This window comes from Streptomyces sp. NPDC005435, from assembly GCF_040703155.1.
Lineage (GTDB): Bacteria > Actinomycetota > Actinomycetes > Streptomycetales > Streptomycetaceae > Streptomyces.
In genome coordinates this window covers 154,556-166,198 of the sequence record NZ_JBEXEQ010000018.1, presented here as the reverse complement: position 1 = coordinate 166,198, position 11,643 = coordinate 154,556, and the positions used below count along the sequence as shown (strand labels likewise).

The 11,643-nt window shown below is 70.5% G+C and carries 13 protein-coding genes, 1 tRNA gene and 1 pseudogene; 13 read left to right on the top strand and 2 right to left on the bottom strand.

The annotated features are described in order from the left end of the window. Positions 1-84 precede the first annotated feature (84 nt). Positions 85-327, bottom strand: a pseudogene (locus tag AB0898_RS23465) (multiprotein-bridging factor 1 family protein); the annotation flags it as partial. A 672-nt stretch (positions 328-999) separates the two neighbouring features. Between AB0898_RS23465 and AB0898_RS23460 the strand changes: the two are divergent. The 13 genes from AB0898_RS23460 to AB0898_RS23400 all read left to right on the top strand — a co-directional run bounded on the left by AB0898_RS23460 (position 1,000) and on the right by AB0898_RS23400 (position 11,379). Beyond that, a complete protein-coding gene (locus AB0898_RS23460) occupies positions 1,000-1,263 on the top strand; it encodes a DUF6284 family protein (protein ID WP_366804929.1) in 264 nt (87 codons plus the stop codon). Further along, on the top strand, positions 1,260-1,718 hold the full coding sequence (locus tag AB0898_RS23455; RefSeq protein ID WP_366804928.1) for a hypothetical protein: 459 nt from the start codon (positions 1,260-1,262) through the stop codon (positions 1,716-1,718). The genes AB0898_RS23460 and AB0898_RS23455 overlap by 4 nt, the downstream gene beginning before the upstream one ends. After that, positions 1,715-2,716, top strand: coding sequence for a DUF2637 domain-containing protein (locus AB0898_RS23450; protein ID WP_366804927.1), 1,002 nt, complete (start codon positions 1,715-1,717; stop codon positions 2,714-2,716). Before AB0898_RS23455 ends, AB0898_RS23450 begins: the two co-directional genes overlap by 4 nt. Beyond that, positions 2,713-3,327, top strand: a complete 615-nt coding sequence (locus tag AB0898_RS23445) for a GGDEF domain-containing protein (RefSeq protein WP_366804926.1) — start codon at positions 2,713-2,715, stop codon at positions 3,325-3,327. The genes AB0898_RS23450 and AB0898_RS23445 overlap by 4 nt, the downstream gene beginning before the upstream one ends. Next, positions 3,324-3,662 carry an RRQRL motif-containing zinc-binding protein gene (locus AB0898_RS23440; protein WP_366804925.1) on the top strand — a complete coding sequence of 113 codons (339 nt, stop codon included), beginning with the start codon at positions 3,324-3,326 and terminating at the stop codon, positions 3,660-3,662. Before AB0898_RS23445 ends, AB0898_RS23440 begins: the two co-directional genes overlap by 4 nt. Continuing rightward, positions 3,662-4,033: a DUF6251 family protein gene (locus tag AB0898_RS23435; protein ID WP_366804924.1), complete on the top strand. Its 372-nt coding sequence runs from the start codon at positions 3,662-3,664 to the stop codon at positions 4,031-4,033. The genes AB0898_RS23440 and AB0898_RS23435 overlap by 1 nt, the downstream gene beginning before the upstream one ends. A gap of 293 nt (positions 4,034-4,326) precedes the next feature. Continuing rightward, the gene (locus AB0898_RS23430) at positions 4,327-6,117 is read left to right on the top strand and encodes a MarR family transcriptional regulator (protein ID WP_366804923.1); all 1,791 of its coding nucleotides are present in this window, start codon (positions 4,327-4,329) and stop codon (positions 6,115-6,117) included. Between the two features lie 174 nt (positions 6,118-6,291). Beyond that, positions 6,292-7,095 (top strand): hypothetical protein, encoded by an 804-nt coding sequence (locus tag AB0898_RS23425; RefSeq protein WP_366804922.1) that lies wholly within the window; start codon positions 6,292-6,294, stop codon positions 7,093-7,095. Next, positions 7,092-8,012 (top strand): bifunctional DNA primase/polymerase, encoded by a 921-nt coding sequence (locus AB0898_RS23420; RefSeq protein WP_366804921.1) that lies wholly within the window; start codon positions 7,092-7,094, stop codon positions 8,010-8,012. The genes AB0898_RS23425 and AB0898_RS23420 overlap by 4 nt, the downstream gene beginning before the upstream one ends. Beyond that, positions 8,009-8,437, top strand: coding sequence for a hypothetical protein (locus AB0898_RS23415; protein ID WP_366804920.1), 429 nt, complete (start codon positions 8,009-8,011; stop codon positions 8,435-8,437). Before AB0898_RS23420 ends, AB0898_RS23415 begins: the two co-directional genes overlap by 4 nt. Then, a complete protein-coding gene (locus AB0898_RS23410) occupies positions 8,434-9,579 on the top strand; it encodes a DUF3631 domain-containing protein (RefSeq protein WP_366804919.1) in 1,146 nt (381 codons plus the stop codon). Before AB0898_RS23415 ends, AB0898_RS23410 begins: the two co-directional genes overlap by 4 nt. Before the next feature lie 172 nt (positions 9,580-9,751). Further along, entirely contained in the window at positions 9,752-9,940 is a 189-nt protein-coding gene (locus tag AB0898_RS23405; RefSeq protein ID WP_366804918.1) for an AlpA family phage regulatory protein, read from the top strand. Between the two features lie 59 nt (positions 9,941-9,999). Continuing rightward, positions 10,000-11,379, top strand: coding sequence for a tyrosine-type recombinase/integrase (locus AB0898_RS23400; RefSeq protein ID WP_366804917.1), 1,380 nt, complete (start codon positions 10,000-10,002; stop codon positions 11,377-11,379). A 174-nt stretch (positions 11,380-11,553) separates the two neighbouring features. On the opposite strand, the gene AB0898_RS23395 is transcribed toward AB0898_RS23400, so the two are convergent. Beyond that, positions 11,554-11,635, bottom strand: a tRNA-Tyr gene (locus AB0898_RS23395). Positions 11,636-11,643 lie beyond the last annotated feature (8 nt).

Sequence of the window (11,643 nt, the reverse complement as noted above, 5' to 3'; positions counted from 1 at the left end):
GCCGGCTGCTGCTCGTCGAGCGCGAGACGGGCGAGGTCCGCGAGGTGGACCGCAGCGAACACGGCGACGTGCACGGCCTCGCGGCGCCGACGACGGCGCCGTGTTCCTCAACTCTCCGTCGGTCAGCCCCAGGAGTTGGCGCAAGATGACCGCGTACCGGTCTGAGATGGTGCGCTTGCCGTTCTCCCACTCGGACACGTAGACCCGCAAACTCGCGGTCGTAGCAACATCCATGATGTGCCGTCGGGCGTACTGCTCGATCTCGCGAACCAGCCGCTCTTGGGACCAACCACGCGCCGTTCGCGCGCCCCGAAGTCCTGTGGTCACAGGTCACCGTCCGGCGATTGATGCCATCACTGACTCTCACAGGATGCCGCACGTTGCAGCAGGTCAACAGGGGTTAACAAGACGAGAGTTAAGCCCTGTTGGCTACCGGAGGTCCTGCCCATGGCGGTCTCCTGGAGAGGCACCGCAACAAGGTCGACGCCATCCAATCCGGCGAACCACCTTGCATCTGGTGCGCACCAGATGCCAAGCTATTGGTGCGCACCAGATAACGGGTTAGCGCCCGGTTCGTGGTGTGCAAGGGCGGAGGACGCTGCAAGACCGCCCGCGAAGGCCAGAGGACAGGGCTTCGCCCGACTGGCGAGGTGGCCCGGTGACCGCGAGCAACGGCCGGAGGGTGGGGACTGCGTCCCCCTTGCAGCACTGTCCCGTTCCTTCGGCCTACAGGAGTTCTGATGCGTCAACGACAGCTTTGGGCGCCGCCGTGATTGGACCGGCCGGCGGCGTCTGAGCGGTATCCGGTCCGCCCCTGGCTTCGCAGCGTTGATGCTGCGGCCGGCTGCCTCCCCCGCCTGTCCGTCCAGCGCACTGCGTGAGGGCGTACGGACGGGGGTGCGGGGAGCCGGATGTTCCGTCTTCAACGGCGTGCGGCCCCGGTGCTGGAACACCGGGGCCGCTGTTCGGGCCGTTCCTGTCTGAGAGGAACCAGACCCAATGAGCCACATCGTTACTGTTCAGGACGCTGTTACGGCGTTCGAGGACTTCATGGAGCCGACCAGCGCGGAGCTGGACGCGATCGAGCGGGAGATGCCCGTCATCCTGGCCGACGTTGAGCTGCTGGACGCGCAGATCATCACGATCGACCGTACGCCGAGCGAGCTGGACGCCCGCCGTATCCGCCGGGCCCGGCGCCGCTTGCTCGCCGCTCACCGCGACCACGTCAACGGCCTGAGCGGGCAGACGGGCGGTGCCGCGTGATCCGCATCGTCACCCGGTCCCGCATCGCGCAGCTTGAGGAAGACGCCCGCGCCGCTACCGACCGCGCTGAGCGGGCGGAGGCGGCTGCCTCCGAGGTGGGGGCGATCCTCACGCAGGCCATGCGGGAGCTGTCCGCCGCGCAGCAGGAACTCCTGCTCAAGGACATCGAGATCCGCCGGCTCCGCGAGGAACAGGGGCCCGGGCCGGTGGAGGGCCAGACGCTGACGGTGCTGCTGCACCACGGCGAGCCGCACACCATCTACGCCTCCCGCGCGGACGCCCACGCCGACACCGGCGCGCACGGGATGCCGGCGGACCACGTGTGGCAGCGGTGCGATGAACGCCCGGCCGCCGCGTTCACGTGGCGCTGTGAGGCGTTCATCTACAACGCCGCGTCCAACAGGTTCCGTCGGCTGCACATGCCCGCTGAGAAGACGCTCGGGGAGGCGGCGTGAACAGCGTTCAGACCCGTTCAGCAGAGAAGGCTTTGTCGGGTGGGACGTGGCTGATCGTGTGCGGGGCGATGCTCTACTCCATCCTCACGGTCACCCCGTTGATGGCCCAGCACACGGCCGACCAGTGGGCCTGGACGGCTCCGATCCTGCCGCTCGTGGTGGATGCCGCTGTCGTCATCGTGGTCAAGCTCGATGACGTGCTGGCCCGTCTGGGTGGGCACGGCGGACGCTGGCCGGTCGTCCTGCGGTGGATGACCGGGCTCATGACGCTCGCCCTCAACACGGCCGACTCCGCGTTGAAGAAAGACCTGGTCGGCGTGGTCGTCCACTCGGTCGCGCCCCTGCTGCTGATCGTCACCGCAGAGACCAGCCTCGCCTACCGGCGAGCCATCGCCGCCGCCGTGGCGCGGCTGGAGACCGAGCAGCGCGCCGAGCGGGAAGCCCGCGAGCGGGCCGCCCTGGAACGCCGGGAAGCGGCGGACCGGCGGGCCCGTGAGGAACGCGAGCACAACGCCCAACTGCTGCGTGAACAGCATGAGCATGAGGCCCGGCTCGCCCGTGAGCAGACCGAACGCGAGGAAGCCGCCCGGCGCGCCGAGCGAGCCGAGCGGGAGGCGCGTGAGCGGGAGGAGCGGGAGGCTCGTGAACGCCGTGAGCGTGAGCGTGAACAGCAGCAGCGCGAGCGTGAACACGCCGAGCGGGAAGCCGCGCAGCGCCGTGAGCGGGACCGGCTGGAGCGCGAGCAGGAAGCACGCCGCCAGCAGCAGGAGCGGGCCGAGCGTGAACGCCGTGAACGCGCCGCGCTGCTCTCCGCCGGCCCCGCCATCGAGAAGCTTCCCGAGGACCAGGCTCGCGCGGTGGTGCACGCGGCGTTCGGTGAGGGCCTGCCGGTGCGGGCGGCTGCGGAGCTGTGCGGCTGGTCGGTCGGCTGGGTGTCCGCCCGCTACGCCGAGCACCGCGACGGCGCCGGTCTCGTCCTTGAGGGGGCGTCCTCATGAGCACTCTCACCCTCGCCGTGGCCGCGGCCGCACTCGGTGCCGGATGGTCCGTGCACACGGTGTGGATGGTGCGCCGGTTACGGACCGCGCGCCGTGACCCGCTGACCGGGCTGTGGACGCGGGACGCCTTCACCCGCCGCGCCCGCCGCCTGCTCCGCGACCGGCGGGCGGTCGTGCTCTTGGCGGACGTGGACCACTTCAAGCAGGTCAACGACACCCACGGCCACGCCGCCGGTGATGCCCTGCTCGCCACAACCGCCGCCCGCCTCGCCCACGCTGTGGGCCACGGCGGCACGGTCGGCCGGCTGGGTGGGGATGAGTTCGCGGCCGTGTTCATCGACCGCGACCACACCGCGCCGGACCGGCTCGACACCTTGGCTCGCATCCTCGCCCGCCCGGTCGACGGCACCCCGCAGCTACACACCACCGTGTCACTCGGGTGGGTCCGTGCCGCCGACCACCACGGCGAGGAACTCCCTGGCCTGCTGCGCCGCGCGGATGAGGCCATGTACGCCGCCAAGCGGTCGTCCTCGCTCGTGCACCGGGCCAGGTTCGGTCGGTTGCTCGCGTCGGTCGCCGGGCGTCGCCCCGGCCGCCGGGGTGCGGCATGAGCGCGCTGCCGGTCTACCGGTGGCGGCCCGCGCCGGACGGCTACGCCACCCGTCGTCAGCTTCGTGCCGCTGGGCTTCGGCCCGGCGGTCAGGACGTGGCCGCTCAGCTTGAACGCCCCCGCCGCCGACGCGGCCCGCTGGTTGCCTACCTGTACCGCATCGACCTGGCCAAGCCCGTGCGGCCCATGACGCCGGGCAGGTCTGCGGCTCTGGCCAAGGCCAACCGCGCCCGACGTACCTGCCACGCCTGCCGGCGTGACGCCGGATACGTCATCCCGACCGCGCTTGGCACCTGCGTGCCCTGCGCTGACACCCCGCTTGTGGGAGGTTCCTGATGGACTCCGAGCGCCTGCCCGTTCCCAGTGTCGTCCGGCTGCCGGACGGCCGGTTCGTCTACGACGGCAGCACCGCCCCTGTGGTGCAGCAGTCGGGTTCGGCGCCGGTGGTGGTGCAGCACATCCACCACGCGCCGCCGGACCGCACCGTTCAGCGCCTCGCGCTCGGCTCCGGTGTCGGGGCCGGTGCGGTCGCCGCCGGGGTCTACTTCGGCCCGCTGCTGGTCGGGGTGCTCACCGCGATGGCCGCGAACCTCGCCATCCTCGCCCTGCTGGCCGCGGTCATGGCCTGGGGCGTGGTCACCGTCGTCCGCTCCGTCGGTGGCAGCGACGGCAAGGCCGCCGCCAAGCGCCTGCGCCGCGGACGCTGACACACCCTTAACCCGCGGGCCTCGCCTACGTCTTGCTCCGAGCAGGGCGGAAGCCGCAGGCGGCCCGTGGAGCGCCTGACACCCCCTCCGTGTGGGTCGAGACCCGCGGACGGCTGCCAGGACGCCACAACCCCCACCACGACGCTCAGTGACGGAAGTTTCCGCCCTCGCGCGCGCACGCTTAAGAGGGCTGTCGGAAACCAGGAAACCCGGAAACCGGCTACTCACCGTGACAGTGGCGGGCCCTGCACGGCCCGCCACCGTCCGACCCACTCACTCTGAGAAGAGGACCCGTGAGCCGAGAGCAAGTCTGGCGCACTCACCGCCAGTACGCCGCTACCGCCGCCCGCTGGACGGCCGACCACTACCGGCGCGAAGCCGAACGTCGCCGCGCCCTGCGCGCTGACCGCAAGCCCCTCGTGCGGGACGCGGCTCGCGCGCTCGCAACCGCCCGCGCCATCGACCCCGAGGGCATCACCCCCATCCGCCACCGCGCCGAACGCGAACTCCGCAACGCCAAGCGGCGCGTGCCGGACCCGATGTGGCTGTTCACCACCAAGACCACCACCGCGCTCGCCGCGGCCGGCTACATCGGCTTGCCGCTCGTACCCGGCCGCGTCTGGATGTGGACCGCGGTCGCCGTGGCCGCCGCCCTCACCACCGCGATCGTGTGGGCAGTGCTGCGCAACCGCGAGGACGACGGACTCAAGCCCACCGCGGAAGAGTCCGCCCTCCTCAAGCGTCTCCAGCCGCAGCACTGGAAGGAGCACGCCGAGCAACGCGGACTCGCCGGCACCCTCACCGGCCGCCCCGCGCTGACCGATGCCGGGATCGTGTGCGCGGTCCGCCTGGACGGCACATGGACCGCGGGCAAGCTCCGCAGCGCCGAAGACCACATCCGCGCGCTGCTCGGGGCCCGCACCGGTCTGCGCATGCAGATCACGGCGGGCAAGCGCGGCGGCTGGGCCGAACTGACCCTGCGCACCCGCAGCGCGGCCGACGGCGACGACCTGACGTGGACGCCCGACCGACGCTCGCTCGGGGTGGACACCGTGACCGGCGAGCCGGTGAGCGTCCCCCTCGGGGAACGGCTGCTGATCGCCGGACGCTCCGGCGCCGGCAAGTCTGTGGCGTCCCGGCCGCTGCTGTTCGACGCATCCGAGGGCGCCACGAACGCGCTGGTCATCATCGACCTCAAGCGCGTGGAAGGCCGCCTGTGGGACCACCGCGCCCGCGTCGCGTCCACCCCGCGCGAAGTCATTGACGTGATCGATGAGCTGGAAGCGGAGATGCTGGACCGGCTGTCCATCCTGCCCAAGGGCCAGGACACCTGGACCCCCACCCCCGAGCGACCGCGGATCACGATCGTCGTGGACGAGGGCGCCGAGGTCATGACCGCCGCGGACAAGGTCCCCTACGAGACCGAGACCACCGACGAGGGCAAGACCCGCACCATCACCCGCTCCGCCCTGCCGGGCCTTGAGTCCCTGGCCCGCATGGGCCGCGCTGCGTGCATCGACCTGTGGTGGATGACGCAGAAGCCCACCATCAACGACGGCATCCCCAAGCAGATCGCCCCGCAGATCGGCGTCTCCATCTGCCTCGCGGTCCGCACACCGGCCGAAGCCCGCGTCGTCCTCGGAGAAGACGCACAGGCCAAGGGATGGAACGCCGACGAACTTCCCGTCCCCGGCGTCGCCCTGATCCGCGATGGCAAGCGCAAGCCCGACCCCGTCAAGGTCCGCTACATGGACAAGGCCGTCGTCATCGCCCTGCCCGCCCGCGAGCCCTGGAGCCGTGCCACGACCCCGGCCGCCGCGAGCGCGCCGACGCTGACGCTGGTCAAGGACACCGCAGCCACGGCGACCGTTCCGGCCGCTGACAGTGCGACGGCCCGCGTCCTCAAGGCCATCGAGACCGCGGACACGCCCGTCAGGCAGAAGGACTTGGCCGAACTGGCGGGCCTGTCCAAGGGCGCGGTGTCCAAGGCGGTCAAGCACCTGACCGGCACCGGCCACATCACCCGCACCCCCGACGGCACCCTCACCACCACCAACCGCGGCGACAAAACCGCCGCCGCCTGAACCACACGAACACGACAACGGCGGCCCCCACTCCGCCAAGAACCGGGGCCGCCGCCAATCCAGCACGGTCGTAACGAACTGGAGACCTCCAGCATGACCCAACTCATCCCCACCCGGCGAGCCTTACCGCCGGACAACCGTCCCTCCGGGGTGGGAGCTCCCGGCGCGGATCGGATGCGGTTCTACCTGACCACTCACAAGCGGCACTGGCTGCGTCTGACCGATGTGCCGCTGTTCCTGAAGTCCGAGCACTTCGACCGGGCTGTGAAGTGGGACGTGGCCCAAGGCCCGTACGCGATCGACTCCGGCGGCTTCTCGGAGCTCAAGGACCGGGGCACATGGACCCGCACCCCCCGCCAGTACGTGCAGGACCTGCGCCGGATCTGGGAGCACGTGGGCCCCTACGACTGGGCCGCCCCGCAGGACTGGATGTGCGAGGACGCCATCATCAACGGCGGCTGGTTCGGCGGACAGCATTTCGTCGGCACCCACCTCAGCGTGGAAGAACACCAGCGGCGCACCGTCGCCAACTTCCTCGAACTGCGCTCCCTCGCACCCGAATTGCGCATTGCGCCCGTCCTGCAAGGCCGCCGCATCCCGGAGTACGAGCAGTGTGTGGAGCTGTACGAGACGGCCGGCGTCGACCTGCGGGCTGAGCCGGTCGTGGGGCTGGGATCGGTGTGCCGGTTGCAGTCCACCCACCAGGGCGCCGCGATCGTCACCGCCATGGCCGCCCACGGCTTCAACCTGCACGGCTTCGGCTTCAAAATCCTCGGCCTGGAACGCGTAGGGCACCTCCTCGCCTCCGCGGACTCCGCCGCGTGGAGCTCCCACGCCCGCCGCCGACCCCCGCTGCCCGGTCACACGCACAAGAACTGCGCGAACTGCATCGACTACGCCCTGAAGTGGCGCCAGCGCGTCATCAACGCCATCCCCGTGCACCAGCAGACGCTACTCATCGACGGGAGCGCGGCATGAAGCCTCTGACCGTTGACCTGTCCTGCCTGCCGCTGCTCGCCTCCGCCCTCTCTTCGGCGGAGCGTGGTTGGCCGGTCATCCCCCTGCATCCGCGGGCGAAGCGGCCCGCCGGGCACCCCGAACGGGCCTGCCCTGGCACGGGACGCTGCACGGGCGGGCACCGCAAGCCCGAGCAGCGCGCCACCACCGACCCCGAGTTGATCCACGCGACGTGGGCGATGCGGCCGTACAACGTCGGGATCGCTACCGGCCCCGCCGGGCTGCTCGTAGTCGACCTGGACGTGCGCAAGCCCGAAGAACGAGAAGGAGCGCCTGACGGCGCCACTTCCCTCGCGGCGCTCTGCGAGCGCACCGGGCAGACCATCCCCACCACCTACCGGGTGCGGACCGCACGCGGCGGTGAGCACCTGTACTTCACCGCCCCCACCGAGCTGCGGCTGAAGTGCAGCGCGGGCAAGCTCGGACCCCACATCGACACCCGAGCATGGGGCGGATACGTCGTCGCCCCCGGCAGCACCACCCCCGATGGGGCGTACGAGGTCACAGATGATGCCCCCGTCGTCCCGCTCCCCGGATGGCTGGCGGCGCTGCTCACCGAACACCCCAAGCCGGTCGCCGTGGACCTCGCGCCCGTGCGGGACGGGACGCGGGCCGCTCAGGTGGCGCTGGAACGCGAATGCGCGGTCATCACGGCCGCGGCCGAGGGCGGGCCAGACGGCCGCAACAACACCCTGCACAAAAGCGCCTGCAAGGTGGCCCGGTTCGTCGCGTGGGGCCACCTCCCCCGGCACGTGGCAGAGCAGGCAATCCAGGCGGCGGGAGAGACTACCGGACTCCCGCCGGCCGAGTGCCGCACCACCATCCGCAGCGCCATGGACTGGGTCCTGTCCCATGCCACACCGCGGGAAGCCGCATGACCGGCCCCAACTCCCCCCTCCTGGACTGCCCTTCCCCCACCACGACCGAACGGCGCGCCGCTCCACAGGCTGTGGACCCGACGGCCGTGGGCGAGCCGAAGGGCGCCGCCCGCAAGGGCGTCGTAACTGCCCTTCGGTCGAAGAAGTTCACTGCATCCGACCTGTACACCAGCCCCGACCCCACCCCGGATCGGCCCGGCATCCGGGTCTTCGCCCCGCCGGTCTACCGCGATCACGGGGATGGTGCCCGCTGGTCCACCCGCGAGGGCAGTCCACCCAGCGCCGCCTACGCCTGCCGGTGCGGGCAGACCGGCACGGCCAGGGGCGCCCGCCGGGTTGCCGCGCTCGTGGCCGAGTACGACGCCCACACATCCGCCTGCGCGGGAGCTCCCAAGACCACCCCCGAAAGGAGGGCCGTCGCATGACCGACACCATCGACGGGGCCGCGCTGCTCGATGAGGTGGAAGCATTCCACCGCCGCTTCAACGTCTTCCCCAGCGAAGCCGCCTACGTGGCCGTCGCCCTGTGGGACGCTCACGCGCACCTGCTCGACTGCTTCGACTCCACCCCCCGCATCGCCTTCCTCTCCCCCGAGCCGGGGTCGGGTAAGACACGGGCGCTGGAGATCGTGGAAACGCTGGTCCCGCAGCCGATGACGGCCGTCAACGCGTCCGCCGCCGCGCTGTTCCGGTCCGTCTCCAGTGGTAACGGGAAGCCGACGATCCTGTTCGATGAGATCGACACCGTCTTCGGCCCCAAAGCGGGAGACAACGAGGAACTGCGCGGGTTTCTGAACGCCGGGCACCGCCGTGCCGGAGTCACCTACCGGTGCGTCGGGGACGGCGGGCAGCAGACCGTCCAGGCGTTCCCGTCGTACTGCGCGGTCGCGGTCGCCGGACTCGGCTCCCTGCCCGACACGATCCTGAGCCGGTCGGTCATCATCCGCATGCGCCGCCGCGCACGCAACGAGAAGGTCGAGCCGTTCAGGGCCCGCGTCCACGAAGCCGAGGGCCACAAGCTCCGCGACCGGCTCGCCGCGTGGGCCGAACACGCCCGCGGGTTCGTCATGGGCGCCTGGCCCGAGATGCCCGAGGGGGTCACCGACCGGCCGGCCGACGTGTGGGAGCCGCTGCTCGCCATCGCGGACGCGGTCGGAGGCACCTGGCCCGAGCGGGCCCGCGCCGCGTGCGTCACGCTCGTGACCGCCTCCCGCGCCAACGACAAGGGCAGCGTCGGCGTCCGGCTCCTCACCGACCTGCGCGACCACGTCATGACCGGCATCGACCGCCTGCCCACCGTCGCCATCCTGGACCGGCTCAACTCCATGGACGACGCCCCCTGGGCCGACATGGGCGGCAAGCCGCTCGACAACCGGCGCCTGTCCAAGATGCTCGCGGAGTACATGACGGCCGACAACGAGCCCATCGCCTCCCGCAACATCAAGACCGGAGCGAGCGTCCTCAAGGGCTACTACGCCGCCGATCTGCACGACGCCTGGCAGCGCTACTGCCCCCCACCCCCGGAAAGTCCGCTACCTCCGCTACCCGGCACCGAAAACCTGGCCTGACCTGCCCCAATGCGGTAGCGGCAAGCCCCGGTGCTTGCCGCTACCCATCCGCTACCGCTACCCCGTCCGCTACCTCCGACAGGCCCTCTGACCTGCACGGTAGCGGCGGTAGCGGAAGTAGCGGACTTCTGAGAGGGGCCCCACGGCCCGACACCCCGAAGGAGTCATCACCTTGGCCGGCACCAAGATGCTCAAGCTCCCCAAAGTCCTCACCGAAATCGGCATGAGCCGCGCCGCCTTCTACCGCATGCGCGCCCGCGGCCAGGCCCCGAAGCTCATCAAGCTTCCGAACGGGCAGCTCCGCTGCCGTCGCACCGACCTCGACGCCTGGTGGTCGTCCTTCGAGGACATCGCCGCCTGACCACCTTCCGCACACGAGATGAGAGGGGCCCGCTTCCAGCGGGCCCCTCTGGAGTCTGCATGCCACTGACCTACGACGTTCGCCTCTACTCCATCGAAGTCCGCAAGGATCGCCCCAAGCCCTATCGCCTGCGCTGGCTGGTCGGTGAGCGCAAGCACTCCAAGAGCTACACGCTGAAGGTGCAGGCCGAGGGCCGCCGCTCGGAACTGATGTCCGCCGTGCGCCGTGGCGACCAGTTCGACGAGGAAACGGGCCTGCCCGTCTCCGAGTTGCGCGCGAAGCAGGGTTCCGTCACCTGGTACGAGCACAGCCGCACCTACATCGACCGCAAGTGGGCGCAGGCGCCGGCGAAGTCGCGGAAGAACTACGCCGATGCGCTGGCCACCATTACCCCCGCGCTCGTGAAAACGAAGGTGGGAATGCCGGATGCCTCTCTCCTGCGGCGGGCGTTGTATGGGTGGGCGTACAACCGGAACCGTTGGGACGAGACCCCGCCGGATGACGTTGCCCGCGCCCTCGCATGGGTCACCAAGCACTCAATGCAGGTGTCGGCGCTGGAAGACCCGGCTACCGTGCGCCTGGCCCTGGACGCTCTGTCCTTGCGACTGGACGGCAAGACGGCTTCCCCACGTACCGCGAAGCGGAAGCGGGCATGCCTGAGCGACGTTCTCGGACTTGCCGTGGAAGAGAAGTACTTCGCCCTTCCGGTCAACCCGATCTCCACCGTCAAGTGGACCGCCCCGAAGTCCGTGGAGGAGGTGGACCCCGAGAGCGTCGCCAATCCCCGCCAGGTGCGCGCGCTGCTGGTCGGAGTCCGGGAGCAAGGGGCCCGCGGGCGACATCTGGAAGCGTTCTTCGGGTGCCTGTACTACGCGGCCATGCGACCCGCTGAAGCGACCGGCCTACGCGTGAGCCAGTGCCATCTCCCCGAAATGGGATGGGGGACGCTCACGCTCAGGCAAGGCATCGTTCGAGCTGGGCGTAGTTGGACCGACGACGGATCGGCTCACGAGACACGCCACCTGAAAGCCCGAGCCAAGAAGGACTCCCGTCCAGTGCCCATCCCGCCGCACTTCGTCCGCATGCTGCGGCAGCACATCGCCACCGAAGGCACGGCGCCGGACGGTCGGCTGTTCAGGACGAACCGCAACGGCCCGCTTCAGGAGACCGGCTACGGGGAGGTGTGGGCAAAGGCCCGCAGGGAGGTGCTGACCGAAGCGGAGACAGCCTCACTGCTCGCCCGCCGCCCCTACGACCTACGGCACGCCGGGGTCTCCTTCTGGCTCAGCTCGGGAGTGGACGCCATGGAGTGCGCCCGCCGCGCGGGGCACAGCATCGCGGTGCTGCACAAGGTGTACGCCAAGGTGCTCGACCAGACCCGCGAGCGTGCGAACAGCCGGATCGACGCGGCCCTCCGGGAGTGGAACGAACCGGAGTGATCATGCTCTCCCCTGGGGGACACCTGGGGGACACGCACTGATCAGGAGTGGGATTCGGGCGGGACTGAGTGAGACACGTCCGCGCCTGTCCGCGATGATTCGAACGCGCAGTGGGAACGAAGAAACCCCCTCCGACCTGCCGTAATGGCAGGTCGGAGGGGGTTTTCCCCAGTGTGGCGGCGCCAGGATTCGAACCTGGGAAGGCTGAGCCGGCAGATTTACAGTCTGCTCCCTTTGGCCGCTCGGGCACACCGCCGGGGGTTG

Excerpts from the sequence above, each read along its gene's own strand:
- AB0898_RS23460 (WP_366804929.1), top strand. The coding sequence starts at position 1,000 with ATGAGCCACATCGTTACTGTTCAGGACGCTGTTACGGCGTTCGAGGAC.
- AB0898_RS23445 (WP_366804926.1), top strand. The coding sequence starts at position 2,713 with ATGAGCACTCTCACCCTCGCCGTGGCCGCGGCCGCACTCGGTGCCGGA.
- AB0898_RS23440 (WP_366804925.1), top strand. The coding sequence starts at position 3,324 with ATGAGCGCGCTGCCGGTCTACCGGTGGCGGCCCGCGCCGGACGGCTAC.
- AB0898_RS23435 (WP_366804924.1), top strand. The coding sequence starts at position 3,662 with ATGGACTCCGAGCGCCTGCCCGTTCCCAGTGTCGTCCGGCTGCCGGAC.
- AB0898_RS23425 (WP_366804922.1), top strand. The coding sequence starts at position 6,292 with ATGCGGTTCTACCTGACCACTCACAAGCGGCACTGGCTGCGTCTGACC.
- AB0898_RS23420 (WP_366804921.1), top strand. The coding sequence starts at position 7,092 with ATGAAGCCTCTGACCGTTGACCTGTCCTGCCTGCCGCTGCTCGCCTCC.
- AB0898_RS23415 (WP_366804920.1), top strand. The coding sequence starts at position 8,009 with ATGACCGGCCCCAACTCCCCCCTCCTGGACTGCCCTTCCCCCACCACG.
- AB0898_RS23410 (WP_366804919.1), top strand. The coding sequence starts at position 8,434 with ATGACCGACACCATCGACGGGGCCGCGCTGCTCGATGAGGTGGAAGCA.
- AB0898_RS23400 (WP_366804917.1), top strand. The coding sequence starts at position 10,000 with ATGCCACTGACCTACGACGTTCGCCTCTACTCCATCGAAGTCCGCAAG.